The organism is Pseudomonas sp. 2hn (assembly GCF_019646095.1).
In the GTDB taxonomy this organism is placed as follows: domain Bacteria; phylum Pseudomonadota; class Gammaproteobacteria; order Pseudomonadales; family Pseudomonadaceae; genus Aquipseudomonas; species Aquipseudomonas peradeniyensis.
This window is the reverse complement of record NZ_CP081016.1, coordinates 5,246,132-5,271,901: the sequence shown is the minus strand read 5'-3', so window position 1 is coordinate 5,271,901 and position 25,770 is coordinate 5,246,132. Positions and strand designations below refer to the sequence as shown.

The following is a 25,770-nucleotide window of genomic DNA, read 5'->3' as shown; positions in this document are numbered from 1 at the left end:
GGACGGCGCGCCGTGGGCGCGTCTTTGCTTTATCAGATGGAGAGCGCTATGGCTTGGAACGAGCCGGGTGGCAACTCGAACAATCAGGATCCCTGGGGCGGTCGCCGTAACGGCGGCGGCGGTGGTGGCGACAAGAAAGGTCCACCGGATCTGGACGAGGCCTTCCGCAAGCTGCAGGACAGCCTGAACGGCATGTTCGGCAGTGGCAAGAAACGCGGTGGCAGTGGCGACCGCAATATCGGCAAGGGTGGCGGCTATGGGCTGCTGGGCATCGGCCTGGCGGTGCTGGCTGCCATCTGGCTGTATAACGCCGTGTACGTGGTGGACGAGCAGGAGCAGGCCGTGGTGCTGCGCTTCGGCAAGTACTACGAAACCGTCGGTCCCGGCCTGAACATCTACTTCCCGCCGATCGATCGCAAGTACATGGAAAACGTGACCCGCGAGCGGGCCTACACCAAGCAGGGCCAGATGCTCACCGAAGACGAGAACATCGTCGAGGTGCCGCTGACCGTGCAGTACCGCATCAGCAACCTGCAGGACTTCGTGCTCAACGTCGACCAGCCGGAAGTCAGCCTGCAGCATGCCACCGACAGCGCCCTGCGCCACGTGGTGGGTTCCACCTCGATGGACCAGGTGCTGACCGAAGGCCGCGAGCAGATGGCCGTGGACATCCGCGAGCGTCTGCAACGATTCCTCGACACCTACCGCACGGGTATCACCGTCACCCAGGTCAACGTGCAGAGCGCGGCAGCCCCGCGTGAAGTGCAGGAAGCCTTCGACGACGTGATCCGCGCCCGTGAAGACGAGCAGCGTGCGCGCAACCAGGCCGAGTCCTACGCCAACGGCGTGGTGCCCGAGGCGCGTGGCCAGGCGCAGCGCATCATCGAGGATGCCAATGGCTACCGCGATGAAGTCATCGCCCGCGCCAAGGGTGAGGCCGACCGCTTCAGCAAGATGGTCGTCGAGTACCGCAAGGCACCGGAAGTCACTCGCCAGCGTCTGTACATCGACACCATGCAGGAGGTGTACAGCAACTCCAGCAAGGTCATGGTGGCCACCAAGGACGGGCAGAACAACCTGCTCTACCTGCCACTGGACAAGATGGTCGAAGGCAGCCGCAACAGCGCGTCGGCACCGGTCAGCAGCGTTTCGCCGTCGGTCAACGACGCCGCCGCGCGCGCCGCGCAGGACCTGCAACAACAACCGCCGCTGCGTTCCAGGGAGAGCCGCTGATGAGCAATAAATCGCTGTTCGCCCTGATTGGTGCCGTGGTCGTGGCGATCGCCGCCTGGAACTGCTTCTACATCGTCTCGCAGACCGAGCGCGCGGTATTGCTGCAGTTCGGTCGCGTGGTCAAGGCCGATGTCCAGCCGGGCCTGCACGTGAAGGTGCCGTACGTGAACCAGGTGCGCAAGTTCGACGCCCGCCTGATGACCCTCGACGCCCCGACCCAGCGTTTCCTGACGCTGGAGAAGAAAGCGGTGATGGTCGATGCCTATGCCAAGTGGCGGGTCAAGGACGCCGAGCGCTTCTACACCGCGACCTCGGGCATGAAGCAGATCGCCGACGAGCGCCTGTCGCGTCGTCTGGAAAGCGGCCTGCGTGACCAGTTCGGTAAACGCACCCTGCACGAAGTGGTGTCCGGTGAGCGTGACGCGTTGATGGCCGATATCACCGCCTCGCTGAACCGCATGGCCAGCAAGGAGCTGGGTATCGAAGTGGTCGACGTTCGCGTCAAGGCCATCGACCTGCCGAAGGAAGTCAACCGCAGCGTGTTCGACCGCATGAGCACCGAGCGTGAGCGTGAGGCCCGCGAGCACCGCGCCAAGGGTAACGAGCTGGCCGAAGGTATTCGTGCCGACGCCGACCGTCAGCGCCGCGTGCTGCTGGCCGAGGCGTATCGCGAAGCGGAAGAGACCCGCGGTGATGGTGACGCCCAGGCGGCTGCCATCTATGCCAAGGCCTACAGCCAGGACGCCGATTTCTACGCGTTCTACCGTAGCCTGCAGGCCTACCGCGAGAGCTTCTCGAGCAAGAGCGACGTACTGGTCCTGGATCCGAAGAACGAGTTCTTCCGTTACCTGGACAAGAGCAAGCCCTGAGGTTGCTCTCATGACGGGGCGCCCCGTCTGGCAGCTAAAATGCCAGGCGGGGTGCATCCTGAATGAAAAGGGGTGTATGATGCGGCAGCCGGGAAATTCCCGGCTTTTTTGCGTCTGCAAGGTTGATCGGCCCATGGCTTGTTGACGGTTTGGTCAGGACGCAAGGCAATTCGAGGGTATTGGGTACGGTGGTTGCGCTGGGATCAGTGCTGCCCGCTATTGTGCGCCAATGCCTGCTTCACTCACGGCTCGCCTGCGGGCAGGCCGCCCGGACCAGAGGGGAAATGGCGTAATGGCAACGGTAGACCGCTGGCTGCTGCCAGATGGCATCGAGGAAGTACTGCCACCTGAGGCGGCGCGCATCGAGATCGCGCGGCGTCAGGTGTTGGACCTGTTCCAGAGTTGGGGTTACGAACTGGTCGTCACGCCGCATATCGAGTACCTGGAGTCGCTGCTCACCGGCGCCGGCCAGGACCTGGACCAGCGCACCTTCAAGGTCGTCGACCCGCAGTCCGGCCGCCTGATGGGCTTCCGTGCCGACTTCACCCCGCAGGTGGCGCGCATCGACGCCCACACCCTGCGCCGTGAGGGCCCGAGCCGCCTGTGCTACGCCGGCAGCGTGCTGCACGCGCAGCCGCGTGCCCTGTCCACCTCGCGCAGCCCGATCCAGCTGGGCGCCGAGTTGTATGGCGACGCCAGCCCCACCAGCGATGTCGAGGTCATCAGCCTGATGCTCGCCACGCTGCAGCTGACCGATGTGCCGGATGTGCACATGGACCTCGGCCATGTCGGTATCTACCGCGGCCTGGCCCGTGCCGCCAACCTGTCCGGCGACGTGGAGCAGCAGCTGTTCGACGCCCTGCAGCGCAAGGCGGTCGACGAAGTGCAGGCGCTCACCGCCGATCTGCCGAAGGACCTGGGCAACATGCTGCGGGCCTTGGTCGAGCTGTGCGGCGGCCGTGAAGTGCTGGCCGAGGCCCGCGTGCGCCTGGGCCGTGCCCCGGCCAGCGTGCTGGCGGCGCTGGACGACCTGCTGGCGATCGCCGATCGCCTGGCATCGCGTTACCCGGATCTGCCGTTGTACTTCGACCTCGGCGAGCTGCGCGGCTACAACTATCACACCGGCGTGGTGTTCGCGGTGTTCGTGCCGGGCGAAGGTCAGTCGATCGCCCAGGGCGGTCGCTACGACGACATCGGCGCCGATTTTGGCCGGGCACGTCCGGCCACCGGATTCTCCACGGATTTGAAGACCCTGGTCACACTGGGGCGAGCGGAGGTCGTATTGCCTGCTGGCGGCATCTGGATGCCCGACAGCAGCGATGCGGCCCTCTGGCAGCAAGTCTGCCAGTTGCGCAACGAAGGCCAGCGTGTGGTCCAGGCCCTGCCTGGCCAGCCGTTGAGTGCTGCCTTCGAAGCGGATTGTGATCGGCAATTGATTCAGCAAGACGGGCGCTGGCAGGTTCTGCCGCTGACCCATTGAGATTCTTCGCCGGCAGTGGGCCGGCAACCAAGTTGCGTGAATGAGGACAAGTGTTATGGGTAAGAATGTCGTCGTCCTGGGCACCCAGTGGGGTGATGAGGGCAAAGGCAAGATCGTCGATCTGCTGACCGAACATGCTGCCGCCGTAGTGCGCTACCAAGGTGGCCACAACGCGGGCCACACCCTGGTGATCAACGGTGAGAAGACCGTTCTGCACCTGATTCCCTCGGGTATCCTGCGTGACGGCGTGCAGTGCCTGATCGGCAACGGCGTGGTCGTTGCTCCCGACGCCCTGATGCGTGAAATCACCAAGCTGGAAGAGAAGGGCGTGCCAGTGCGCGAGCGCCTGCGCATCAGCCCGGCCGCCCCGCTGATCCTGTCGTACCACGTGGCCCTCGACCAGGCCCGTGAGAAGGCCCGTGGCGAGGCCAAGATCGGCACTACCGGCCGTGGCATCGGCCCGGCCTACGAAGACAAGGTGGCCCGTCGCGGCCTGCGCGTCGGTGACCTGTTCCACCGCGAGCGTTTCGCCGCCAAGCTCGGTGAGCTGCTGGACTACCACAACTTCCAGCTGGTGAACTACTACAAAGAGCCGGCCATCGACTTCCAGCAGACCCTGGACGAGTGCATGGCCTACGCCGAGCAGCTCAAGCCGATGATGCTCGACGTCACCGCGGAGCTGCACAACCTGCGCCGCGCCGGCAAGGACATCATGTTCGAAGGGGCCCAGGGCTCGCTGCTGGACATCGACCACGGTACCTACCCGTACGTCACCAGCTCCAACACCACCGCTGGCGGCATCTCCACCGGTTCCGGCGTTGGCCCGATGTACCTGGACTACATCCTGGGCATCACCAAGGCCTACACCACTCGCGTCGGTTCCGGTCCGTTCCCGACCGAACTGTTCGACGAGACCGGCGCCACCCTGGCCAAGCGTGGCCACGAGTTCGGCTCGACCACCGGCCGTGCCCGTCGTTGCGGCTGGTTCGACGCCGTCATCCTGCGTCGCGCCATCGACGTCAACAGCATCTCGGGCATCTGCCTGACCAAGCTGGACGTGCTGGACGGCCTGGAAACCATCAACATCTGCGTGGGCTACAAGAACGAGAACGGTGCCGTCATCGACGCGCCGTCCGATGCCGACAGCTACATCGGCCTGGAGCCGGTGTACGAAGAGATGCCGGGCTGGAGCGAGTCGACCCTGGGCGTGAAAACCCTGGAAGAGCTGCCGCAAGCCGCGCGCAACTACATCAAGCGCATCGAGGAGCTGGTCGGCGCGCCGATCGACATCATCTCGACTGGCCCGGACCGCAACGAGACCATCGTGCTGCGTCATCCGTTCGCCTGATCTGCCGCCTCGGTAGTTGATCGAACGCCGCGCCCCCGCAAGGGAGCGCGGCGTTTTTTTTCGCCCGGTGCCTGTGGCGGCGATGGGGTCGGTGCGGGTGAGCGCAGGCCGTCAGACGAAGCAGAGCGACAGCGGTTCGGCGATGTAGGCGGGTTTTTCTTCGCCGTCGATCTCGAGGGTGACGGTGGCCTTGAGCAGCCATTGCCCTGGTTTCTTCTCGGTGGCGGCGGTCAGGTCGACCTTCAGTCGTACCTGGCTGTCGACCTTCACCGGCTGGATGAAACGCACGCTGTCCAGGCCGTAGTTGACCACCATCTTCAGCCCTTCGGGCAGCACGAGGATGTCTTCCATCAGCTTGGGGATCAGCGACAGGGTGAGGAAGCCATGGGCGATGGTGGTGCCGAACGGCGTCTTCTTTGCCTTTTCGGGATCGACGTGGATGAATTGGAAGTCGCCGGTGGCCTCGGCGAACAGGTTGATGCGTTGCTGATCGATCTTCAGCCAGGCGGAACGTCCCAGTTCCTTGCCAACGTACTGCGAAAGCTCTGTAACGGGTACATAGGGCATCGCGACATCTCCAGATTGTCATTTGGTACGAGTGTGCAAGATCAGCACGGCGAACCGTTTCAGTCAAGTTGCCCGCTTTTCGCCGAATATCGCCTTATAGGCAGATGCTTAGCGTGCTTATAATGGTCGCCATGCTCTGAGGGAGGTCCATATGCTGTTGCGTGGTTTGACCTGGCTGGTGCTGTTCCAGTTGCTGGGGACGGCGATCAACCACCTGATCCTGCCCATCCTGCCCGGGCCGATCATCGGCCTGTTGCTGCTGATGGCCTTCCTGATGATCCGTGGCGAGGTCGGCGAGCCGCTCAACGAGGCCGCCGGCAGCCTGTTGCGCTACCTGCCGCTGCTGCTGGTGCCGCCGGCGGTGGGGGTGATGGTCTATGCCAGGGACATCGCCGCCGACTTCTGGGCCATCGTCGGGGCCTTGCTGATCTCCTGCCTGCTGACCCTGGTGTTCGTCGGCGTGCTGATGGAGAAACTCATCCACCGTCAGGGCAAGCGCGAGGAGCAGCCATGATCCTCGACTGGCACGGCGCGCTCGAGGCGGTCATCCACCATCCGTTGTTCGGCATCGGCATCACCCTGGCCGCCTACCAGTTGGTGCTGGCGGGCTACGAGAAGACCCGCTGGATCTTCCTGCAACCGGTGCTGGTGTCGATGCTGGTGGTGATCGGCATCCTCCTGGCCTGCGGCATCGACTACGCCGAATACCGCAAGAGCACCGAGATCATGAACATCCTTCTGGGGCCGGCCACCGTGGCCCTGGCGGTGCCGCTCTACCTCAACCTGCGGCGTATTCGACAGCTGTTCTGGCCGACATTAACTACGCTGGTAGTCGGAGGCCTGTTCGCCACCGTGGCGTGCCTGGTGCTGGGGTGGTGGTTCGGCGCCGAAAGGATGATCCTGATGACCATGGCGCCGAAGTCGGTCACTTCGCCGATCGCCATGCTGGTGGCCGAGCAGATCGGCGGGGTGGCGGCCCTGGCCGCGGTGTTCGTGCTGATCACCGGGGTGATCGGCGCGATCTTCGGCCCGGCGCTGTTGAGCCGCTGCGGCGTGAAAAGTCCCGAGGCACGGGGCATGGCGCTGGGGGTGACCGCCCACGCGGTGGGCACTTCGGTGGCCTTGCAGGAAAGTGATGAATGCGGCGCCTTTGCCGCGCTGGCGATGAGCCTGATGGGAGTGGCCACGGCGGTGTTCCTGCCGTTGGCGGTCAGCCTGGTGGCTTGAGGAGTCGAGATGACGTTACCGCTGTTTCCCCTCAATACCGTGCTGTTCCCCGGTTGCCTGCTCGACCTGCAGATCTTCGAGGCGCGCTACCTTGACATGATCGGCCGCTGCATGAAGCAGGGCGCCGGTTTCGGCGTGGTGTGCATCCTCGAAGGCGAGCAGGTGGGCAAGGCGCCGCCTGTGGTGGCCTCGGTCGGCTGCGAGGCGCTGATCCGCGACTTCGTGCAGCAGGACAACGGCCTGCTGGGCATTCGTGTCGAGGGCGTGCGGCGGTTTCGCGTCGAGCGGACCGAGGTGCAGAAGGACCAGCTGATGCTTGCCGAGGTGCAATGGCTGCCGGACCTGGCGGACAGCCCGCTGGTGGAGCAGGACGACGACCTCCTGGCACTGCTGCTGGCGTTGGGCGAGCACCCGATGGTCGAGGCACTGGACATGCCGCGCGACGTGGACGGGCGCCAGTCGCTGGGCAACCAGCTGGCCTACCTGCTGCCGTTCATGGAAGAGGACAAGCTCGACCTGCTGGCCATCGATTCGCCACAGCTCAGGCTGGAGGCGATCCAGGCGTTGCTCGAGCGGATCCAGGGCGAGTTGTTCGCCTGATCAGGCTCGGTCCTCCAGCGGCCCATGCGATCCCTGTAGGAGCGGCCTTGTACCGCGAAAGGGGCGCAACGCGGCCCCGGCGATTTTTGCTTTAGCTCTGAAGTCCCGGGGCCGCTTCGCAGCCCTTTCGCGGCACAAGGCCGCTCCTACAGGGATTTGCGACGGCATCAGTATTGGTAACGCAACAACGCCTTTGGCAGCGCATGCAGGGCAAAGAACGCCAGCAACGCGACGCACGCCGGCAGCACCAGCCACCACACCCGCTGCGGCAGCGCCACCAGTGGCTGGCGATGCTGCACCAGGGTCAGGCTTGCCGCGCACACGCAGCACGCCAGCAATGCCCCGGCGAGGATGTCGGTCGGCCAGTGCGCCCCGAGGTACACCCGCGACAAGGCGATCGCCAGCGCCGGCAGGCAGCCCAGCATGACCCAGGTCAGGCGCATGCGCGGCGGCTGGCCGCGTCCGGCCAGCACTGCCAGCACCAGGAAGAAGGCGAACGACGCCGAGCTGTGGCCGCTGGGCATGCTGTAGCTGGTCAGCGGATCGACCAGTACTTCGGGGCGGGCGCGGGCGAACAGCCATTTCAAGGTACCGTTGGCTACCGCGGTGCCGATCAGCGTCGCGCCGGCGAACAAGGCATGGCGCCATTGCCGGGCCAGCAGTAGCAGGCCGGTGAGCAGGCCTCCCAGGAAGAACTGGGTGCGGAAGTCGCCCAGGCGGGTGACCAGCACCACGGCGCCGTCAATCACCTGGCTGCGGTGCTCCTGGACCAGGGTCATCACGCCCTGGTCGAACTCGCTCAGGTACGGCCAGCCGATGAACAGCGCGGCCACGGCCAGGCCGCTGAGGGCGGCGATCAGCCGGGTGCCATGGCGCTGGTCGCGGATGCTGGTACTCAGGCTCAGGCCGATCAACACCGCCAGGGTGCCGATGACGATCCCTGCGTCCAGCCAGAACCCTTCGGGCAGTGGCAGGCGCATGGCCGCGCCGGTGGCCCAGCCCGGCAACAGGTAGGCCACCGACCAGCCGGCGCCGGCCACCAGGCTCACGGCGATGAAGCGCGGCAGCGGCATGTCGAACATGCCGGCGACCATCGGCAGCATCGGCCGCAGCGGGCCGATGAAGCGGCCGACCAGCAGGCTGGCGATGCCGTAGCGCTGGAAGTACGCTTCGGCGCTGCCGATCCACTCCGGGTGGCTGCGCAGCAGCGGCAGGCGCCGGATGTTCTGGTGGAAGTACTTGCCGATGGCGTAGGAGATCGCATCGCCCAGCAGGCCGCCGAGGAAGCCCAGCAGCAGGGTTTCGCCGAGGCTGAATGCACCGCTGCCGGCCAGCACGGCGACGGCGAACAGCAGCACGGTGCCGGGCACGATGATGCCGGCGATGGCCAGGCATTCAACACAGGCCACGATGAAGATGGCCAGGCCCAGCCACTGCGGGTTGGCGCCAAGCCAGGCGGTCAGGCTGTCGAGCCATTGGCCCATGGTTCAGTTTCCTTGTTCGAGCATGAAGAAGTCTTTCCCTTCGACCTGGCCACGTCGCAGCGGGTTTCGGGTGCAGAAGCGCGCGTAGTCGGCATCGACGAAGCGGTAGGGCAGGTGTTCGTCGCGGCCGTGGGGGATGCCCAGGCGGGTGGTCTGGATCACCCGTGGCACCGGGATGCCGCAGTCCTCGACGTACAGGCGTTCGGGGTCGAAGCGCCGGGCGTCCCAGTGCGGCACCTTCAGGCCCATGGCCCGGCACAGCAGGGTCTGGCCGTTGCACAGGCGCTCGGGTGGACGCAGGTTGCCGCTGGCATCGGGGTTGTTCAGCTGCATCCGGGCCAGGCTGTTGACGTCGGAGATGGCGTCGGTCCAGGGGTAGGCGGACTTGATCAGCACCGCGTTGCCCGGGCCCTGGGCGCTGAAGTTCAGCGAGTCGCCGCCACGGGCGTAGTACATGTAGATGTGCCCGCCGTCGAGGAAAAGCGCCTTGCGCTTCTCGGTGAAGCCGAGGGAGGCGTGGCTGCCCTTGTCGGTCAGGTAGTAGGCCTCGGTCTCGATGATCCGCGCTGCCAGCCAGAGATCGCCCTGGCGATGGCGGATGACCTTGCCCAGCAGTTCGCGGGCAAGGGTCTGGGCGTCGCGGTCGAAGAAGCTGTCGGGCAAGGCCCGGGCCGGGCAGGGGGCTGGGACGGACATACGCGCGGTTCGTGGCTGTGGAGGCGGCGATGATAGCAATGAATGGCTTAATCGAGGCTGAATCGCCAGGTCGGTGATTGGCCCTTTCGCGGGTAAACCCGCTCCCACAGGTTATGCGCAGAGCCTGTGGGAGCGGGTTTACCCGCGAAAGGGCCGGATCAGGCGCAGGAAATGCTGATACGGGTCGTTACATCTTTCCAACACATTCCCCCCACCATTTTCGACCATCCGCCACCCGCCGCTGGGCGTACCCGAGCGCTCCAGTTATAATCAGCCGATTTCCCCTTTGCCAAGACACCGAGCCCATGACCGAGTCCGTTCTTGACTACATGACCCGCCTGGGTCGCGCCGCCCGTGAGGCCTCGCGGGTGATCGGCCGTGCCAGCACCGCGCAGAAGAACCGCGCTCTGCAGGCCGCCGCCGATGCCCTCGACGCAGCCCGCGACGCGCTCACCGCAGCCAACGAACAGGACTTGGCCAACGGTCGCAAGAACGGCCTGGAACCGGCGCTGCTCGACCGCCTGGCGCTTACTCCGGCACGCATCGACGGCATGATCACCGGCCTGCGCCAGGTGGCCAGCCTGCCGGACCCGGTCGGCGCCATCCGCGACATGAGCTACCGCCCGTCGGGCATCCAGGTTGGCAAGATGCGCGTGCCGCTGGGGGTCATCGGTATCATCTACGAATCGCGCCCCAACGTGACCATCGACGCCGCCAGCCTGTGCCTGAAGTCGGGCAACGCCACCATCCTGCGCGGCGGCTCCGAGGCCATCCACTCCAACCGCGCCATCGCCGCCTGCATCCAGCGCGGCCTGGCTGAGGCCGGCCTGCCGCCGGCGGTGGTGCAGGTGGTCGAGACCACCGACCGCGAGGCCGTGGGTGCGCTGATCAGCATGCCGGAGTTCGTCGACGTGATCGTCCCGCGCGGCGGCCGTGGCCTGATCGAACGCATCAGCCGCGACGCCCGGGTGCCGGTTATCAAGCACCTGGACGGCATCTGCCATGTCTTCGTCGATGCCCATGCCGACCTGGACAAGGCCTGGCGCGTGGCCTTCAACGCCAAGACCTACCGCTACGGCATCTGCGGCGCCATGGAAACCCTGCTGGTGGACCAGGCCGTGGCCGAGCGCTTCCTGCCGGAAATGGCCCGCCGCTTCCACGACAAGGGCGTCGAACTGCGCGGCTGCGAGCGCACCCGGGCGATCATCGACGCCAAGCCGGCCAGCGAAGACGACTGGCACACCGAATACCTCGACGCGATCCTGTCGATCCGCGTTGTCGACGGCCTGGAGCAGGCCATCGAGCACATCAACCACTACGGCTCGCACCACACCGACTCGATCATCACCGAGCACCAGGGGCAGTCCCGGCGTTTCATCGCCGAGGTCGACTCGGCGTCGGTCATGCTCAACACCCCGACCTGCTTCGCCGATGGCTTCGAGTACGGCCTGGGCGCGGAGATCGGCATCTCCACCGACAAGCTGCACGCCCGTGGCCCGGTCGGCCTGGAAGGCCTGACCTGCGAGAAGTATGTGGTGATCGGCGACGGCCAGCTGCGCGGCCAGGAGTCGTGCTGAGTTGAGCAACGCGGTCGCAGTCCGGCGCATCGGCATTCTCGGCGGAACCTTCGACCCGGTGCATATCGGCCACCTGCGCAGTGCGCTGGAAGTGGCCGAGTTCATGCGCCTGGACGAACTGCGCCTGCTGCCCAACGCCCGCCCGCCGCACCGCGACACGCCGCAGGTGTCGGCCCAGGACCGCCTGGCCATGGTGCGTAGTGCCGTGCAGGGCGTCGAACGCCTGAGCGTGGATGACCGCGAGCTGGCCCGCGACAAGCCGTCGTACACCATCGATACCCTTGAATCGATCCGTGCGCAGCTGCACGCGCACGACCAGTTGTTCCTGGTGCTGGGCTGGGACGCGTTCTGCGGCCTGCCCAGCTGGCATCGCTGGGAAGAACTGCTGCAACACTGTCACATCCTGGTGCTGCAACGCCCGGATGCCGATGTCGAACCCCCCGACGCGCTGCGCAACCTGCTGGCGGCGCGCTCGGAGAGCGATCCCACCGCCATGTCCGGCCCGGCGGGGCACATTTCGTTCGTCTGGCAGACCCCGCTTGCGGTGTCCGCCACACAGATCCGACAGCTGCTGGCCAGCGGCAAGTCGGCGCGGTTCCTGGTGCCGGACGCAGTACTGGCCTATATCGAGGCGCACGACCTGTATCGTGTGTCCAACTGACGGCGCCCATGGGCGCCTCACTTAATGAGTTGAACGAGTTTTATATGAGCAAGCAGAAAATCAATGGCATCAGTGGCGAAGAGCTGGTCAAACTGACCATCAGCGCCCTGGAAGACGTCAAGGCCCAGGACATCCAGGTCATCGACGTGCGCGAAAAGCACAGCCTGACCGACTACATGATCATTGCCACCGGTACCTCCAATCGCCAGATCAACGCGATGCTGGAAAAGGTCCGTGAAGCGGTGAAGAAAGAGGGTGCGCAACCCCTGGGTGAAGAAGGCAAGGGCGACAGCGACTGGGTCCTGCTGGACCTGAACGACGTCATCGTGCACATGATGACCGCCGCTGCCCGCCAGTTCTACGACCTGGAGCGCCTGTGGCTGGGTGCCGAGCAGAGCCGTGCCGCCGATGCCAAGCACCACAGTCCGGAAAACGCCAGCGACTACTTCACCGACAAGCTCAAAGACCGGGAATAAGGAAGCGCCGTGCGTCTGCGTCTGATCGCGGTCGGCTCGCGCATGCCCAAGTGGGTCGAGGAAGGCTGGCATGAGTATGCCAAGCGCCTGCCCCCGGAGCTTGCGCTGGAGCTGGTGGAAATCCCGCTGAACACCCGCGGCAAGAACGCCGATGTCGCCCGCCTGATCCGTCAGGAGGGCGAGGCGATGCTGAGCAAGGTGCAGCCTGGGGAACGCATCGTCACCCTCGAGGTCCATGGCAAGCCCTGGAGCACCGAGCAACTGGCGGGCGAGCTGGACCGTTGGCGCCTGGATGCGCGTACGGTCAACCTGATGGTGGGCGGCCCGGAAGGGCTGGCGCCGGAAGTCTGCGCGCGTAGCGAACAGCGCTGGTCGCTGTCGCCGCTGACGTTGCCGCACCCGTTGGTAAGGATACTCATCGGCGAGCAGATCTACCGCGCCTGGACCGTGCTGTCCGGGCATCCCTACCACAAATGAACCTGTAAGCCTGTCCGATGCCGCAGCAGATCCGCCTCAAGGACCACGAGAAAGACGCCCGCCTGGTGCGCAACCGCGTCGTCGTGGGCGCCGTGGCGGTGGTGCTGCTCGTCTGCGTACTGATCGCCCGGCTGTATTACCTGCAGGTCATCCAGTACGACTATCACTCGACGCTGTCGGAGAACAACCGGGTGCATGTGCAGCCGATCCCGCCGACCCGCGGGCTGATCTTCGACCGCAACGGCGTGGTGGTGGCGGACAACCGCCCCAGCTTCAGCCTGGTGATGACCCGCGAGCGCGCCGGCAACGCCGGCAAGTGGCAGGACGTGCTGGATGTGATAGTCGAAGTGCTCGAGCTCACCCCTGACGACCGCGCCCTGTTCGAGAAGCGCATGAAGCAGGGGCGCCGGCCATTCGAGCCGGTGCCGATCCTGTTCGAGCTCAACGAGGAGCAGATTGCCCGCATCGCGGTCAACCAGTTCCGCCTGCCCGGCGTGGAAGTGGCGGCGCAGCTGGTCCGCCACTATCCCCAGGGCGCGCATTTCGCCCATTCGGTGGGCTATGTCGGGCGGATCAACGAGAAGGAACTCAAGACCCTCGACCCGGTGAACTACAGCGGCACCCACCACATCGGCAAGACCGGCATCGAACGCTTCTATGAAGACGAGTTGCATGGCCAGGTGGGCTACGAGGAAGTCGAGACCAATGCCCGTGGCCGTGTGCTGCGAGTGCTCAAACGCACCGATCCGAAGCCTGGCAAGGACATCGTGCTGAGCCTGGACATCAAGCTGCAGGAAGCCGCCGAGCAGGCGCTGGGCGGACGCCGTGGCGCCATCGTGGCCCTCGACCCGCGCACCGGCGAGGTGCTGGCGATGGTCAGCCAGCCGAGCTTCGACCCCAACCTGTTCGTCACCGGCATCGGCTTCAAGGCTTACGCCGAACTGCGCGATTCGATCGACCGGCCGCTGTTCAACCGCGTGCTGCGCGGCCTCTACCCGCCCGGCTCGACCATCAAGCCGGCGGTGGCGATCGCCGGTCTCGACAGTGGCGTGGTGACCGCAGGCAGCCGGGTGTTCGACCCGGGTTACTACCAACTGCCCAACTACGATCACAAATACCGCAACTGGAACCGCACCGGCGATGGCTGGGTTGACCTGGATGTGGCGATCATGCGGTCAAACGACACGTACTTCTACGATCTTGCGCACAAGATGGGGATCGATCGGCTGTCCAGCTACATGAACAAGTTCGGCATCGGGCAGAAGGTCGCCCTGGACATGTTCGAAGAGTCGCCCGGATTGATGCCGTCCCGTGAGTGGAAGCGCGCTACGCGCCGCCAGGCCTGGTTCCCCGGCGAAACCCTGATCCTCGGCATCGGCCAGGGCTATATGCAGACCACGCCACTGCAGTTGGCCCAGGCCACCGCGCTGATTGCCAACAAAGGCGTGTGGAACCGTCCGCGCCTGGCCAAGACCATCGAAGGCCAGCCCCCGGTGGACGAGAACCCCATGGAAAACATCGTCCTGCGCGACAAGTCGGACTGGGCCAGGGTCACTCACGGCATGGAGCAGGTGATGCATGGCGCCCGCGGGACCGCGCGCAAGGCCGCCATCGGCTCGCAGTACCGCATCGCCGGCAAGAGCGGCACGGCCCAGGTGGTGGCGATCAAGCAGGGTGAGAAGTACGACCGTAACAAACTCCAGGAACGCCACCGCGACCACGCGCTGTTCGTCGCCTTCGCCCCGGCCGACGATCCGAGGATCGTGGTCTCGGTGATGGTCGAGAACGGCGAGTCCGGCTCCGGCGTCGCCGCCCCCGTGGTGCGCCAGGTCATGGATGCCTGGCTGCTTGACGAGAGCGGCCGGCTCAAGCCCGAGTTCGCCCCCGCCACAGTCGCCCAGGAATCGGCCCCGTGAAGAACAACTTCGACCGCATGCTCTCCAGCGAGGACGTGATGCGCAGGCGCGCCAGCTTCCTGCAGCGCATCCATATCGACGGTCCCCTGCTGCTCATCCTGCTGACGCTCGCCGCCGGCAGCCTGTTCGTACTCTATTCGGCCAGCGGCAAGAACTGGGACCTGCTGATGAAGCAGGCCAGCTCGTTCGGTATCGGTCTGGTGTCGATGTTCATCATCGCCCAGCTCGAGCCGCGCTTCATGGCGCGCTGGGTGCCGCTGGCCTACCTGGCCGGGGTGTTCCTGCTGGTCGTGGTCGACGTCATGGGCCACAACGCCATGGGCGCGACGCGCTGGATCAACATTCCCGGGGTGATCCGCTTCCAGCCCTCGGAATTCATGAAGATCATCATGCCGGCGACCATCGCCTGGTACCTGTCCAAGCGCACCTTGCCGCCGCATCTCAAGCATGTGGCGATCAGCCTGGTCCTGATCGGCGTGCCGTTCATCCTCATCGTGCGCCAGCCCGACCTGGGCACGGCGCTGCTGATCCTCGCCTCCGGCGCCTTCGTGCTGTTCATGGGCGGGCTGCGCTGGCGCTGGATCGTCAGCGTGATCGCCGCAGCGGTGCCGGTGGCGGTGGCGATGTGGTTCTTCGTCATGCACGACTACCAGAAGCAGCGAGTGTTGACCTTCCTCGACCCGGAAAGCGACCCGCTGGGCACCGGCTGGAACATCATCCAGTCCAAGGCGGCGATCGGTTCGGGCGGAGTGTTCGGCAAGGGCTGGCTGCTGGGCACCCAGTCGCACCTGGACTTTCTGCCGGAAAGCCACACCGACTTCATCATCGCCGTGCTCGGCGAGGAGTTCGGCCTGGTCGGCATCTGCCTGCTGCTGCTGATCTACATCCTGTTGATCGGCCGCGGACTGGTGATCACCGCCCAGGCCCAGACCCTGTTCGGCAAGCTGCTCGCGGGCAGCCTGACCATGACCTTCTTTGTTTATGTGTTCGTCAATATCGGTATGGTCAGCGGCCTCCTGCCCGTGGTGGGCGTGCCGCTGCCCTTCATCAGCTATGGCGGAACTTCGTTGGTGACGCTGCTGTCAGCGTTTGGCGTTCTGATGTCGATCCATACGCACCGCAAATGGATTGCACAGGTTTGAAAAAGGTGAAGAATTTCATGCAAGCAGTGCGTGGCTGGGCTGCCCGCCTGGCGCCGTGGTTCGGCGCGATGGGGCTGTTCGGCGCAATCCAGCAGGCCAATGCCGGCGACTACGACGGCTCGCCCCAGGTGGCCGAGTTCGTTGGCGAGATGACCCGCGACTACGGCTTCGCCGGTGAGCAGCTGATGGGCGTGTTCCGCGAGGTACAGCGCAAGCAGGCGATCCTCGATGCGATTTCGCGGCCGGCCGAGCGGGTCAAGCCGTGGAAGGAATACCGCCCGATGTTCATCACCGACGCGCGAATCGCCCGCGGTGTGGACTTCTGGCGCCAGCACGAGGCCGTGCTGGCCCGTGCCGAGCAGGAATACGGCGTGCCGGCGCAGTACATCGTCGCGATCATCGGCGTGGAAACCTTCTTTGGCCGCAACACCGGCAATTATCGGGTCATCGATGCCCTGTCCACGCTCGGTTTCGACTACCCGCCACGGGCCGAATTCTTCCGCAAGGAGCTGCGCGAGTTCCTCCTGCTGGCCCGCGAGGAGCAGCTCGATCCGCTCACGCTCAAAGGCTCCTATGCCGGCGCCATGGGCCTGCCGCAGTTCATGCCGAGCAGCTTCCGCGCCTATGCCGTGGACTTCGACGGCGACGGCCACATCAATATCTGGAACAACCCGGACGATGCCATCGGCAGTGTCGCCAGCTACTTCAAGCGCCACGGCTGGGTACCCGGGGAACCTGTGGTCAGCCGCGCCAGCGTGGCCGGCGAGCGGGCCGACGAAGGCCTGACCACCGGTATCGAGCCGACCAGGACGGTCGCGCAGTTGCGGGCGCTGGGCTGGTCGGGTCATGATGCGCTGCGCGATGATCTGCCAGTCACGGCCTTCCGCCTGGAAGGCGCGGATGGCCCCGAGTACTGGATGGGCCTGAAGAACTTCTATGCGATCACTCGCTACAACCGCAGCGTGATGTATGCCATGGCGGTGCATCAGCTTTCCGAACAGCTGGTTCTGGCACGGGGCGTCAAGTAAATGCGCGAACTCTTCACCATCAATACCGCAAAACTGCTGACCTGCGTCGCCGTCGGCCTGGTGCTGGCCAGCTGTTCGTCGAGCCGGCCTTCCACCCCGCAGAGCGGTAACACCGTGCGTGCGCAGCCGGGCCTGGACATCAACCGTGCGCACAAGGACGGCGCGCCCTGGTGGGACGTGGACGTCAACAAGATCCCCGACGCCACGCCGACCGTGCACACCGGCAACTACAAGGCCAACCCCTACACGGTGCTGGGCAAGACCTACTACCCGATGCAGGACTCGCGCAACTACCGCGCCGAGGGTACCGCGTCGTGGTATGGCACCAAGTTCCACGGCCAGAACACCGCCAACGGCGAGCTGTACGACCTGTACGGCATGAGCGCGGCACACAAGACCCTGCCGCTGCCGGCCTATGTACGGGTGACCAACCTGGCCAACGGCCGCAGCGTGATCCTGCGGGTCAATGACCGTGGCCCGTTCTATTCCGACCGTATCATCGACCTGTCCTACGCTGCGGCGAAGAAGCTCGGCTATGCAGAGATCGGGACCGCCCATGTGCGCGTCGAGGGCATCGACCCACAGCAATGGTGGGCCCAGCGTGGCCAGCAGCCGCCGATGGTGCTCAAGGAGCCGCAGGTGGCCCAGGCCCAGCCGATCGCCGCCAGCACCGGCCGGGTCGAGCAGTGGACTCCGCCACCGCAGCAGCACGCGGCGCCGGTGGTGCCGGTGCAGGTGGGCGGTAACAATGTGCCGAACGCCAGTGGTGGCAGCATCCTGCAAGTGGGCGCGTTCGCCAACCCGGACGCCGCCGAGTTGTTGCGCTCGAAGCTGAGCACCATGGTCAGCGCGCCGGTGTTCATCAGCTCCGTGGTGCGTAACCAGCAGACCCTGCACCGGGTGCGCCTGGGGCCGATCAACAGCCAGGGTGAGATCCAGCAGGCGCAGGACAGCATTCGCCTGGCCAATCTCGGCCAGGCCAAGGTCGTCACTGATTGAGACCAACCGCGGGGCAAGCCCGCTCCCACGCCATCTGCAAGGCGGGACGTGGGAGCGGGCTTGCCCCGCGATGAACCGACACGCCGACCTGTCGGTTTGTTCATGAATTGCCGGGCAATGACATGTACAATGCCCGCTTTTGCCCGCAGCGGCATTACGTCGCACTGTCGGGCCAGGCCACCGGCCATAAAACTAGACTGACGGGGCGCTGGGCAAACGAACTTGCCCACGGAACATCAGACCATTAGCGATTTACGAGAGACGGATGAACATCACCAACCTTGCCAAACGACTTTGCCTGCCCGTTCTGCTGATGATCATGCCCGCTGCCTTCGCAGCGGAGCAGATGATGCCGGCACCACCGCAACTGGCCGCCAAGTCCTACGTACTCATGGACGCGTCCAGCGGCAACGTGCTGGTCGAGAACAACGGTGACGAGCGCCTGCCGCCGGCCAGCCTGACCAAGCTGATGACCGCCTACATCGCCACCCTGGACATCCGCCGCGGCCAGATCGGCGAGAACGACCCGGTCACCGTCAGCGAGAACGCCTGGCGCACCGGTGGTTCGCGCATGTTCATCAAGGTCGGCAGCCAGGTCACCGTCAGCGACCTGCTGCACGGCATCATCATCCAGTCCGGCAACGATGCCTCGGTCGCCCTGTCCGAGCACATCGCCGGCAGCGAAGACGCCTTCGCCGACATGATGAACAAGACCGCCGCCGACCTGGGCATGGCCAACAGCCACTTCATGAACCCGACCGGTCTGCCGAACCCGGAGCACTACTCGTCGGCCCACGACATGGCCCTGCTGGCGCGCGCGATCATCAACGAAGATCCGGCGCACTACGCCATCTACTCGCAGAAAGAGTTCTTCTGGAACAACATCAAGCAGCCGAACCGCAACCTGCTGCTGTGGCGCGACAAGACCGTCGACGGCCTGAAGACCGGTCACACCGACGAAGCCGGCTACTGCATGGTCGCCTCGGCCGTGCGTGACGGCCAGCGCCTGATCGCCGTGGTGTTCGGCACCAACAGCGAGCAGTCCCGCGCCGCCGAGACCCAGAAGCTGCTGACCTACGGTTTCCGCTTCTTCGAAACCCAGACCTTCTACCAGAAAGGCACCGAGCTGACCCAGGCCCAGGTATGGAAAGGCGCGACCAACCAGGTGAAAGCCGGCCTGGCCAACGACCTGACCATGACCATGCCTAAAGGCCAATTGAAGCGCCTCCAGGCTTCGATGACCATGAACCCGCAACTGACCGCTCCGATCGCCAAAGGTGACGTGATCGGCAAAGTGGAAGTCAAACTGGACGAGAAAGTGATTCACAGCGCTGACCTCATCGCCCTCGACGGCGTGGAGGAAGCTGGTTTCTTCGGCCGTATGTGGGATAGCATCCGCCTGTTCTTCTACGGTTTGTTCAACTGATACGTGACCTGCACGCCCCCGTGAACCAGGCGGGGGCGATGTTGCTGCCACGGCTTACGAGGCCGTTTCCGCCATGAGCGAAGAAGACGTCAAGTCGCACAAGATCGAATTCCCCTGCGAGGATTACCCGATCAAGGTGATCGGCGACACCGTTGTCGGTTTCCGCGACACCGTGATCGAGATCCTCAGCAAGCACGCCAAGGTCGATCTGTCGACCCTGGCCGAGCGCCAGAGCAAGGAAGGCAAGTACACCACGGTGCAACTGCATATCGTTGCCGAGAGCGAGAACCAGCTGCACGACATCAACAGTGCCCTGCGTGCCACCGGCATCGTGAAAATGGTGCTGTGATGTCCGGCGTGCTCGGTATTCGCGATCTTGGCCTGCAGCCCTATGAGCCGGTGCTGGAGGCCATGCGTCGCTTTACCGAGCAACGCGGCCCGGACAGCCAGGACGAAGTCTGGCTGGTCGAGCACCCGCCGGTTTTCACCCAGGGCCAGGCCGGCAAGGCCGAGCACCTGCTGATCCCGGGGGAAATCCCGGTGGTGCAGACCGACCGCGGCGGCCAGGTCACCTACCACGGCCCCGGCCAGCTGGTGGCCTACCTGCTGCTGGATGTGCGGCGCCTGAGCATCGGCGTGCGCGAGCTGGTCAGCCGCATCGAGCAGACGCTCATCGACCTGCTCGCCAGCTACGGCGTGCAGGCGGTGGCCAAGCCCGATGCCCCGGGCGTCTACGTCGATGGCGCGAAGATCGCGTCCCTTGGCCTTCGAATCCGCAACGGTCGTTCCTTCCACGGCCTTGCCCTGAACGTGGACATGGACCTTGCGCCATTCCGCCGAATCAACCCCTGTGGGTATGCGGGGCTGGCCATGACCCAGCTACGCGACCTGGCAGGTCCGATCGAACTCGACGAGGTCAGGACAAGGCTGCGCGGACAGCTGGTCAGGCACCTCGACTATGCTGAGCAGACGACCCTCACGGGCGGAATCGACTGATTATGACAATTGTGCAAGAAGCCGTGCCGAACCTGATCCCCACGCAAGACGTGACCCCACGCCCTGCGCCGAAGAAAGTCGAGGCCGGCGTGAAGCTGCGCGGCGCCGAGAAGGTGGCGCGCATCCCGGTGAAGATCATCCCCACCGAAGAGCTGCCGAAAAAGCCGGACTGGATTCGTGTGCGCATCCCGGTTTCGCCGGAGGTCGACCGCATCAAGCAACTGCTGCGCAAGCACAAGCTGCACAGTGTGTGCGAAGAGGCCTCCTGCCCGAATCTGGGCGAGTGCTTCTCCGGCGGCACCGCGACTTTCATGATCATGGGCGACATCTGCACCCGTCGCTGCCCGTTCTGCGACGTCGGCCACGGTCGTCCGAAGCCACTGGACCTGGACGAGCCGAAGAACCTGGCCATCGCCATCGCCGACCTGCGGCTGAAGTACGTGGTGATTACCTCGGTGGACCGCGACGACCTGCGTGACGGCGGTGCCCAGCACTTCGCCGACTGCATCCGCGAAATTCGCGCGCTGTCGCCGGGTGTCCAGCTGGAGACCTTGGTGCCGGACTACCGTGGGCGCATGGACGTGGCGCTGGAAATCACCGCGCAGACCCCGCCGGACGTGTTCAACCACAACCTCGAGACCGTGCCGCGCCTGTACAAGGCCGCGCGTCCGGGCTCGGACTACGACTGGTCGCTGGACCTGCTGCAGAAGTTCAAGCAGATGGTCCCGCATGTGCCGACCAAGTCCGGCCTGATGCTGGGCCTGGGCGAGACCGACGACGAGGTGATCGAGGTCATGCACCGCATGCGCGAGCACGACATCGACATGCTGACCCTCGGCCAGTACCTGCAGCCGTCGCGCAACCACCTGCCGGTACAGCGCTTCGTGCACCCGGACACCTTCGCCTGGTTCGCCGAGGAAGGTTACAAGATGGGCTTCAAGAACGTCGCCTCCGGCCCGTTGGTGCGTTCGTCGTACCACGCCGACCAGCAGGCTCACGAAGCCAAGATCAAGCTCTGAACCGGGCTTGAGCGGGACATGCCGATGCGCGCCGGAAGGCGGCATCGGCATTTTTTTGAGCTACAAGTTTCAAGCGACAAGCTGCAAGGAGTGGCGCGATGAATTGCCTGGAAACTGCCGAGTACCTGTTGCCCAAGGCCCTGCCTGACAACGCTCGTTTCGCCATCGTTGCCCCGGCTGGGCCGGCGCGTCTGGATACCGACAAGGCCCGTCAGTGGTTCGAAGACCGTGGCCAGCAGTGCCGCATCTACCCTGGGGTGCTGCAGGCGGATGGTTACCTTGCCGGTAGCGACGAGCAGCGCCTGCGCGATCTGCACGATGCATTCAGCGCCCCGGACATCGACGCCATCCTGTGCATGCGCGGCGGTTACGGCAGCATGCGCCTGCTGGACCGCATCGACTTCGAACTGATCCGGCGCCATCCCAAGCCGCTGGTGGGCTACAGCGACATCACCGCCCTGCATTCGGCGCTCAACCGACATGCCGGGATGCTGGCCTTCCATGGCGCAATGCTCAATGCCGACCTGCTGGGGGGCAAGTTCGAGCCCACGGTCAGCTCACTGTTCGCGCAGTTGCGGGGGCGGCTGGGGGCGGGTGATGCGATTGACCATCCTGTCGAGTTCCCGCTCACCAGTGTGGTGCCCGGGATTGCCAGCGGGCGTCTGGTCGGTGGCAACCTGTCGCTGCTAGGCTCCACGCTGGGGACGTTGGCGGAAGTCGACACCCAGGACAGCATCCTGTTCATCGAGGACGTCAACGAGCCACTCTACCGTGTCGACCGGTTGCTGAGCCACCTGCGCCTGGCCGGCAAGCTGGAGGGGGTACGAGGGGTGCTGGTGGGGGACTTTGCCGGGATCACGGTGGCGGCGATGGCGCCGCTGCTGCTGGACATCTTCGGCCCGCTCGGGGTGCCGGTGCTGGCCGGGTGGCGCAGCGGGCATTGTGATCCGAATGTGTGCTTGCCATTGGGGGCTAGCGTGCGACTGGATGCTGAAGAGCAGAGTCTGGTGTTACTGCAGGATCTGTTTAGGGTTTGAGATTGCCGGGGCTGCCTTGCAGCCCTTTCGCGGCACAAGGCCGCTCCTACAGGTGATCGCAATCTCCTGTAGGAGCGGCCTTGTGCCGCGAAAGGGGCGCGAAGCGCCCCCCTGAGCTTTTAGCGACGCAGGCTATCGAGCAACTTGTGCGTCGGATACCCATCCGCCGGCCAGCCCTGGGCCTGCTGCGCATTGCGGATCGCCTTGCGGGTATTGGCGCCGATGATCCCATCCGGATTGCCTGCTTCATGCCCGTTGGCATTGAGCAAGGTCTGCAACTCGATCCGCTCGCTGCGGCTCAGCGGCAGGTCCTCTTTCGGCCAGCTGCCGGCAATGAACCCCCATCCAGAGAAACGATCCCCCAGCAGGCTCACCGCCAGCGCGTAGGACGACGAGTTGTTGTACTTGAGGATGGCGCGGAAGTTGTCCAGCACCAGGAACGCTGGCCCCTTGGCGCCCGCGGGCAGCAGCAGGGCGGCGGACAGCTGGCTGCTGCCGTTTGGCAGCGTGGTGCCGACTGGCAGTTTCACGCCAAGCTGCAGCCACTCGCTGACGCTCTTGCGCTGGCTGCCATCGGCCAGCCAGTAGTCGAAGCCGGCAGGCACCTGCACCTCGAAGCCCCAGGGCTGGCCACGTTTCCAGCCGGACGCCTGCAGGTAGTGCGCGGTTGACGCTAGGGCGTCGGCGGTGCTGTTCCAGATGTCGCGGCGGCCGTCACCGTCGAAGTCCACGGCGTGGGTCAGGTAGGTGGTCGGGATGAACTGGGTCTGGCCCATGGCGCCAGCCCAGGAGCCGCGCATCGCATCGGGCTGGATATCGCCGTTCTGCAGGATCTGCAAGGCGGCGATCAGCTGGTCCTGGGCGAACTGCGGACGGCGGCCCTCATAGGCCAGGGTGGCCAGCGAGCGGATCACCGACTTGCTGCCCTGGAACTGGCCGAAGTTGCTTTCCATGCCCCAGACCGAGACCAGAACCTGGCGATCGACACCGTAGCGCTGTTCGATGCGGGTCAACAGATCGGCGTTCTGCTCGAGCAGTTTCTTGCCGTTGCGCACGCGTAGCGGCGACAGGGCGCCGTCCAGGTACTCCCACACCGGGCGGGCGAACTCGGGCTGGCTGCGGTCGGCCTTGATCACGTCCATGTCCGGGGTGACGCCAAGGAAGGCGCGGTCGAACAGGCTGGCACTGATACCGGCTTGCAGGGCTTGCTGGCGGAAGCCGGCCTGCCATTGGGCGAAGGTCTGCAGGGGCTGGATTTCACCGTTGGCCTCGGGCGCGGTGCCGGGCAGGGTGACGACGGGGGCGGGCTGGGCGGGCGCCAGCGGCAGGGCGTCGGCGGCGGTGGGTTTCTCGGCGCAGGCGACGAGCAGGATGAAGCTTGTGGCCGCGATCAGCTGGCGGGGTTGCCAGCGGAGAGTGAGACGAGAGGGCATGCACAGATCCAGAATTGCAGGTCAGGTGCCGACCATACCATGCCTGCGCATTTCATGCCTTTCATGCCGCCATAAAGCAGGAAGCCTCCCAATCTCTCGATTGGAAGGCTTCGCGGCGGTAGCTGCCTTTGCCTTTTTCCGGTCGTTCCTGGCGGCAGCGGAACAGCGGTTGGGCGATGATGGACTTGGCCTTGTTGGGGCCGTGCTTTTTCGGCTTTTTGCTCATGGTGGATTCCCGGTCTGGGTGGATGGCGGGCGCACTTTAGGCCTGTAGCGCTGCGTGAGCCAATTGATTGTGTTTATGGTGGCGGGCCTCATCGCGGGTCAAGCCCGCTCCCACAGTGCCTTTGGGAGCCCCGCGATGGGTTTTACTCGGCAGGCAGTGCCAATCGCTGTCCGGCCATGAGCAGCGACAAGCGCGCCAGGCTGGTCCAGGGCGAGCCTTCGGCCTGTCCCTTGATCTGCGCATCGATACGCTGGGCATCCTGCAGCAGCATGGCCCAGCGCTGTGCAGAGAGGCGCTGCAAGGCCTTGCTCACCAACGGACGGCGCTTGTCCCACACCGGTGGCCGGGCCTGGCTGAACGCCTTGTCCAGCGGCACCCCCTGGCTGAACTGCTGGGCGAGCCCCGCCAGCAGGCGCAGCTCGCGGGCCAGGGCCCAGAGAATTACCGGTGGTTCGACGCCTTCGCCGCGCAGTCCTTCGAGCATGCGCAGGGCGTGAGCCGCCTCGCCATTGAGAATGGCGTCCACCAGGCCGAAGACATCGAAGCGGGCGCTGTCGGCGACAGCGGCCTGGACGGTCTCCACGGTGATCTGGTTGCCCTCGGCCAGCAGCTTGAGCTTCTCGATTTCCTGGGCGGCGGCCAGCAGGTTGCCCTCGACCCGGGCGGCGATCAGGTCGACGGCGTCGCGCTGGGCCGACAGGCCGGCCTGGGACAGGCGCTGGTTGATCCACTGCGGCAACTGCTGGGCGTCCACCGGCCAGATCTGGATGAACTGGCAGTGCGTGCCTTCGATCAGGGCCTTGCCCCACTTGGTCTTCTGCGCGCTGCCATCGAGCTTGGGCAGGCTGATCAGCAGCAGCGTGTCCTCGGCCGGGTTGGCGCAGTATTCCATCAGTGCGGCGGCGCCCTTGTCGCCGGGTTTGCCCGAGGGCAGGCGCAGTTCCAGCAGGCGGCGCTGGGCGAACAGCGACAGGCTGGCACCGGCCAGCAGCAGGTTGCCCCAGTCGAAGTTGGCATCGGCGCTGAACACCTGGCGTTCGTCGTAGCCTTGCTGGCGAGCAGCGCCGCGGATGGCGTCGGCGGCCTCCTGGCACAGCAGCGGGTCGTCGCCGCTGACGATGTAGACGGGCGCCAGCTGGCCTTGCAGGTGCTTGTTGAGTTGGGCGGGAGCGAGCTTCATGGGGAGAGGCGGGGCACCTCAGGTGCCCCGATAGGCTCAGGGAGCCGGGACTTCCAGTGGCGACTGCTGGGGCGTCTCGTCCTGGATGCGCTGGGCTTCTTGCATGGCCCGTGCTTCGGCTTCGGCGCGCTCGTTGGCCTTGCGCTGCAGATCGTCGAGATGCGCAGGGGTCAGCTGTTGCAGTCTGGCCATCATGCCTTGTACCAGGTCGCGGCGCATTTCTTCGCGAACCTGATTGGCTTCCTGGCTGGAGCCATTGATGTTGTTGCCATCATGAATGTAGTACTTCTGTACTTGCAGTTTGTCTTCCAGCAAAAGGGTGTCGTTCTGGCCCTCCAGTGCATAGTTGAGCACCGTGGTCAGTTCGTACTCCGCCGAACGGCTACCGCCGGTATAGGTCGCAGCGCGTTGGGTTTCCTGCTCGTTGGTGAGAACAAGCTTGTAGGGGGCACCCGAATAGACCTTGACGTTACTGCTTTCCAGGGTGCGGCGCAGTTGCATGACGGTTGGGCCGTACAGATTGCGGGCGCTGAGATCCAGCTCCTTGATGCTCAGCTCATTGGTGCCGGTGCCGCGCAGCTGGAAACCGCAGGCGCTGAGCAGGACAGCCAGGCCCATTACCAGCAGATTGCGTTTGATCATGTGTGTTGCTCCCTCGTGGACCGATTACGCC

General features: G+C 65.1%; 27 protein-coding genes. 20 read left to right on the top strand and 7 right to left on the bottom strand.

What is annotated here, in order from left to right; translation table 11 throughout:
• Window positions 1–48: 48 nt before the first annotated feature.
• The 4 genes from hflK (at window position 49) to K2O50_RS23805 (ending at window position 4,930) form a co-directional block, all read left to right on the top strand.
• Complete coding sequence (gene hflK, locus K2O50_RS23820) at window positions 49–1,233, top strand: FtsH protease activity modulator HflK (protein ID WP_050707075.1); 1,185 nt, start codon at window positions 49–51, stop codon at window positions 1,231–1,233.
• Window positions 1,233–2,102: a protease modulator HflC gene (gene hflC / locus K2O50_RS23815; RefSeq protein WP_050707074.1), complete on the top strand. Its 870-nt coding sequence runs from the start codon at window positions 1,233–1,235 to the stop codon at window positions 2,100–2,102. Before hflK ends, hflC begins: the two co-directional genes overlap by 1 nt.
• 292 nt (window positions 2,103–2,394) lie before the next feature.
• Complete coding sequence (locus K2O50_RS23810) at window positions 2,395–3,582, top strand: ATP phosphoribosyltransferase regulatory subunit (protein ID WP_050707073.1); 1,188 nt, start codon at window positions 2,395–2,397, stop codon at window positions 3,580–3,582.
• Between the two features lie 55 nt (window positions 3,583–3,637).
• Window positions 3,638–4,930, top strand: a complete 1,293-nt coding sequence (locus K2O50_RS23805) for an adenylosuccinate synthase (RefSeq protein ID WP_050707072.1) — start codon at window positions 3,638–3,640, stop codon at window positions 4,928–4,930.
• Window positions 4,931–5,041: 111 nt separating this feature from the next.
• On the opposite strand, the gene K2O50_RS23800 is transcribed toward K2O50_RS23805, so the two are convergent.
• Complete coding sequence (locus K2O50_RS23800; protein ID WP_050707071.1) at window positions 5,042–5,497, bottom strand: MaoC family dehydratase; 456 nt, start codon at window positions 5,495–5,497, stop codon at window positions 5,042–5,044.
• Window positions 5,498–5,648: 151 nt separating this feature from the next.
• Here K2O50_RS23800 and K2O50_RS23795 point away from each other — a divergent pair, with 151 nt between their 5' ends.
• From K2O50_RS23795 to K2O50_RS23785, 3 genes are read left to right on the top strand one after another with little or no spacing between them, the layout of a single operon-like run.
• Window positions 5,649–6,011 (top strand): CidA/LrgA family protein, encoded by a 363-nt coding sequence (locus K2O50_RS23795; RefSeq protein WP_050707070.1) that lies wholly within the window; start codon window positions 5,649–5,651, stop codon window positions 6,009–6,011.
• Complete coding sequence (locus tag K2O50_RS23790; protein WP_050707069.1) at window positions 6,008–6,724, top strand: LrgB family protein; 717 nt, start codon at window positions 6,008–6,010, stop codon at window positions 6,722–6,724. Before K2O50_RS23795 ends, K2O50_RS23790 begins: the two co-directional genes overlap by 4 nt.
• 9 nt (window positions 6,725–6,733) lie before the next feature.
• On the top strand, window positions 6,734–7,324 hold the full coding sequence (locus K2O50_RS23785) for an LON peptidase substrate-binding domain-containing protein (RefSeq protein WP_050707068.1): 591 nt from the start codon (window positions 6,734–6,736) through the stop codon (window positions 7,322–7,324).
• A gap of 167 nt (window positions 7,325–7,491) precedes the next feature.
• Here the strand turns inward: K2O50_RS23785 and K2O50_RS23780 are convergent, their stop codons facing one another.
• Both K2O50_RS23780 and K2O50_RS23775 read right to left on the bottom strand, forming a co-directional pair.
• Window positions 7,492–8,808 (bottom strand): bifunctional DedA family/phosphatase PAP2 family protein, encoded by a 1,317-nt coding sequence (locus K2O50_RS23780; RefSeq protein WP_050707067.1) that lies wholly within the window; start codon window positions 8,806–8,808, stop codon window positions 7,492–7,494.
• A gap of 3 nt (window positions 8,809–8,811) precedes the next feature.
• Window positions 8,812–9,504, bottom strand: coding sequence for a DNA-3-methyladenine glycosylase (locus K2O50_RS23775; RefSeq protein ID WP_050707066.1), 693 nt, complete (start codon window positions 9,502–9,504; stop codon window positions 8,812–8,814).
• Between the two features lie 305 nt (window positions 9,505–9,809).
• Between K2O50_RS23775 and K2O50_RS23770 the strand changes: the two genes are divergently transcribed.
• The 13 genes from K2O50_RS23770 to K2O50_RS23710 all read left to right on the top strand — a co-directional run bounded on the left by K2O50_RS23770 (window position 9,810) and on the right by K2O50_RS23710 (window position 22,258).
• On the top strand, window positions 9,810–11,081 hold the full coding sequence (locus tag K2O50_RS23770; protein ID WP_050707065.1) for a glutamate-5-semialdehyde dehydrogenase: 1,272 nt from the start codon (window positions 9,810–9,812) through the stop codon (window positions 11,079–11,081).
• Between the two features lies 1 nt (window position 11,082).
• A complete protein-coding gene (gene nadD, locus K2O50_RS23765) occupies window positions 11,083–11,742 on the top strand; it encodes a nicotinate-nucleotide adenylyltransferase (protein WP_028690384.1) in 660 nt (219 codons plus the stop codon).
• 44 nt (window positions 11,743–11,786) lie between these two features.
• A complete protein-coding gene (gene rsfS / locus K2O50_RS23760) occupies window positions 11,787–12,218 on the top strand; it encodes a ribosome silencing factor (protein WP_050707064.1) in 432 nt (143 codons plus the stop codon).
• Window positions 12,219–12,227: 9 nt separating this feature from the next.
• A complete protein-coding gene (gene rlmH / locus K2O50_RS23755) occupies window positions 12,228–12,695 on the top strand; it encodes a 23S rRNA (pseudouridine(1915)-N(3))-methyltransferase RlmH (RefSeq protein ID WP_023631106.1) in 468 nt (155 codons plus the stop codon).
• Between the two features lie 17 nt (window positions 12,696–12,712).
• Window positions 12,713–14,611 carry a penicillin-binding protein 2 gene (gene mrdA / locus K2O50_RS23750; RefSeq protein ID WP_050707063.1) on the top strand — a complete coding sequence of 633 codons (1,899 nt, stop codon included), beginning with the start codon at window positions 12,713–12,715 and terminating at the stop codon, window positions 14,609–14,611.
• Window positions 14,612–14,649: 38 nt separating this feature from the next.
• The gene (rodA, locus tag K2O50_RS23745; RefSeq protein WP_050707084.1) at window positions 14,650–15,753 is read left to right on the top strand and encodes a rod shape-determining protein RodA; all 1,104 of its coding nucleotides are present in this window, start codon (window positions 14,650–14,652) and stop codon (window positions 15,751–15,753) included.
• A 17-nt stretch (window positions 15,754–15,770) separates the two neighbouring features.
• The gene (mltB, locus tag K2O50_RS23740; protein WP_050707083.1) at window positions 15,771–16,781 is read left to right on the top strand and encodes a lytic murein transglycosylase B; all 1,011 of its coding nucleotides are present in this window, start codon (window positions 15,771–15,773) and stop codon (window positions 16,779–16,781) included.
• Window positions 16,782–17,780: a septal ring lytic transglycosylase RlpA family protein gene (locus tag K2O50_RS23735; RefSeq protein ID WP_050707062.1), complete on the top strand. Its 999-nt coding sequence runs from the start codon at window positions 16,782–16,784 to the stop codon at window positions 17,778–17,780.
• Window positions 17,781–18,045: 265 nt separating this feature from the next.
• Window positions 18,046–19,206: a D-alanyl-D-alanine carboxypeptidase family protein gene (locus tag K2O50_RS23730; RefSeq protein WP_050707061.1), complete on the top strand. Its 1,161-nt coding sequence runs from the start codon at window positions 18,046–18,048 to the stop codon at window positions 19,204–19,206.
• A 73-nt stretch (window positions 19,207–19,279) separates the two neighbouring features.
• Window positions 19,280–19,555: a DUF493 domain-containing protein gene (locus K2O50_RS23725; protein WP_011535839.1), complete on the top strand. Its 276-nt coding sequence runs from the start codon at window positions 19,280–19,282 to the stop codon at window positions 19,553–19,555.
• Window positions 19,555–20,202 (top strand): lipoyl(octanoyl) transferase LipB, encoded by a 648-nt coding sequence (gene lipB / locus K2O50_RS23720; RefSeq protein ID WP_050707060.1) that lies wholly within the window; start codon window positions 19,555–19,557, stop codon window positions 20,200–20,202. The genes K2O50_RS23725 and lipB overlap by 1 nt, the downstream gene beginning before the upstream one ends.
• A gap of 2 nt (window positions 20,203–20,204) precedes the next feature.
• On the top strand, window positions 20,205–21,221 hold the full coding sequence (gene lipA, locus K2O50_RS23715) for a lipoyl synthase (RefSeq protein ID WP_050707059.1): 1,017 nt from the start codon (window positions 20,205–20,207) through the stop codon (window positions 21,219–21,221).
• Between the two features lie 98 nt (window positions 21,222–21,319).
• On the top strand, window positions 21,320–22,258 hold the full coding sequence (locus K2O50_RS23710) for an LD-carboxypeptidase (RefSeq protein WP_050707058.1): 939 nt from the start codon (window positions 21,320–21,322) through the stop codon (window positions 22,256–22,258).
• Window positions 22,259–22,377: 119 nt separating this feature from the next.
• Here K2O50_RS23710 and K2O50_RS23705 read toward each other — a convergent pair whose 3' ends face one another.
• The 4 genes from K2O50_RS23705 to lptE all read right to left on the bottom strand — a co-directional run bounded on the left by K2O50_RS23705 (window position 22,378) and on the right by lptE (window position 25,739).
• Entirely contained in the window at window positions 22,378–23,691 is a 1,314-nt protein-coding gene (locus K2O50_RS23705) for a lytic murein transglycosylase (protein ID WP_220689946.1), read from the bottom strand.
• A 61-nt stretch (window positions 23,692–23,752) separates the two neighbouring features.
• On the bottom strand, window positions 23,753–23,917 hold the full coding sequence (arfA, locus tag K2O50_RS23700) for an alternative ribosome rescue factor ArfA (RefSeq protein WP_050707056.1): 165 nt from the start codon (window positions 23,915–23,917) through the stop codon (window positions 23,753–23,755).
• Window positions 23,918–24,059: 142 nt separating this feature from the next.
• A complete protein-coding gene (gene holA / locus K2O50_RS23695) occupies window positions 24,060–25,097 on the bottom strand; it encodes a DNA polymerase III subunit delta (protein ID WP_050707055.1) in 1,038 nt (345 codons plus the stop codon).
• Between the two features lie 36 nt (window positions 25,098–25,133).
• Complete coding sequence (lptE, locus tag K2O50_RS23690) at window positions 25,134–25,739, bottom strand: LPS assembly lipoprotein LptE (protein ID WP_050707054.1); 606 nt, start codon at window positions 25,737–25,739, stop codon at window positions 25,134–25,136.
• Window positions 25,740–25,770: the final 31 nt, after the last annotated feature.

Excerpts from the sequence above, each read along its gene's own strand:
- hflK (WP_050707075.1), top strand. The coding sequence starts at position 49 with ATGGCTTGGAACGAGCCGGGTGGCAACTCGAACAATCAGGATCCCTGG.
- hflC (WP_050707074.1), top strand. The coding sequence starts at position 1,233 with ATGAGCAATAAATCGCTGTTCGCCCTGATTGGTGCCGTGGTCGTGGCG.
- K2O50_RS23810 (WP_050707073.1), top strand. The coding sequence starts at position 2,395 with ATGGCAACGGTAGACCGCTGGCTGCTGCCAGATGGCATCGAGGAAGTA.
- K2O50_RS23805 (WP_050707072.1), top strand. The coding sequence starts at position 3,638 with ATGGGTAAGAATGTCGTCGTCCTGGGCACCCAGTGGGGTGATGAGGGC.
- K2O50_RS23800 (WP_050707071.1), bottom strand. The coding sequence starts at position 5,497 with ATGCCCTATGTACCCGTTACAGAGCTTTCGCAGTACGTTGGCAAGGAA.
- K2O50_RS23795 (WP_050707070.1), top strand. The coding sequence starts at position 5,649 with ATGCTGTTGCGTGGTTTGACCTGGCTGGTGCTGTTCCAGTTGCTGGGG.
- K2O50_RS23790 (WP_050707069.1), top strand. The coding sequence starts at position 6,008 with ATGATCCTCGACTGGCACGGCGCGCTCGAGGCGGTCATCCACCATCCG.
- K2O50_RS23785 (WP_050707068.1), top strand. The coding sequence starts at position 6,734 with ATGACGTTACCGCTGTTTCCCCTCAATACCGTGCTGTTCCCCGGTTGC.
- K2O50_RS23780 (WP_050707067.1), bottom strand. The coding sequence starts at position 8,808 with ATGGGCCAATGGCTCGACAGCCTGACCGCCTGGCTTGGCGCCAACCCG.
- K2O50_RS23775 (WP_050707066.1), bottom strand. The coding sequence starts at position 9,504 with ATGTCCGTCCCAGCCCCCTGCCCGGCCCGGGCCTTGCCCGACAGCTTC.
- K2O50_RS23770 (WP_050707065.1), top strand. The coding sequence starts at position 9,810 with ATGACCGAGTCCGTTCTTGACTACATGACCCGCCTGGGTCGCGCCGCC.
- rsfS (WP_050707064.1), top strand. The coding sequence starts at position 11,787 with ATGAGCAAGCAGAAAATCAATGGCATCAGTGGCGAAGAGCTGGTCAAA.
- mrdA (WP_050707063.1), top strand. The coding sequence starts at position 12,713 with ATGCCGCAGCAGATCCGCCTCAAGGACCACGAGAAAGACGCCCGCCTG.
- rodA (WP_050707084.1), top strand. The coding sequence starts at position 14,650 with ATGCGCAGGCGCGCCAGCTTCCTGCAGCGCATCCATATCGACGGTCCC.
- mltB (WP_050707083.1), top strand. The coding sequence starts at position 15,771 with ATGCAAGCAGTGCGTGGCTGGGCTGCCCGCCTGGCGCCGTGGTTCGGC.
- K2O50_RS23735 (WP_050707062.1), top strand. The coding sequence starts at position 16,782 with ATGCGCGAACTCTTCACCATCAATACCGCAAAACTGCTGACCTGCGTC.
- K2O50_RS23730 (WP_050707061.1), top strand. The coding sequence starts at position 18,046 with ATGAACATCACCAACCTTGCCAAACGACTTTGCCTGCCCGTTCTGCTG.
- K2O50_RS23725 (WP_011535839.1), top strand. The coding sequence starts at position 19,280 with ATGAGCGAAGAAGACGTCAAGTCGCACAAGATCGAATTCCCCTGCGAG.
- lipB (WP_050707060.1), top strand. The coding sequence starts at position 19,555 with ATGTCCGGCGTGCTCGGTATTCGCGATCTTGGCCTGCAGCCCTATGAG.
- lipA (WP_050707059.1), top strand. The coding sequence starts at position 20,205 with ATGACAATTGTGCAAGAAGCCGTGCCGAACCTGATCCCCACGCAAGAC.
- K2O50_RS23710 (WP_050707058.1), top strand. The coding sequence starts at position 21,320 with ATGAATTGCCTGGAAACTGCCGAGTACCTGTTGCCCAAGGCCCTGCCT.
- K2O50_RS23705 (WP_220689946.1), bottom strand. The coding sequence starts at position 23,691 with ATGCCCTCTCGTCTCACTCTCCGCTGGCAACCCCGCCAGCTGATCGCG.
- arfA (WP_050707056.1), bottom strand. The coding sequence starts at position 23,917 with ATGAGCAAAAAGCCGAAAAAGCACGGCCCCAACAAGGCCAAGTCCATC.
- holA (WP_050707055.1), bottom strand. The coding sequence starts at position 25,097 with ATGAAGCTCGCTCCCGCCCAACTCAACAAGCACCTGCAAGGCCAGCTG.
- lptE (WP_050707054.1), bottom strand. The coding sequence starts at position 25,739 with ATGATCAAACGCAATCTGCTGGTAATGGGCCTGGCTGTCCTGCTCAGC.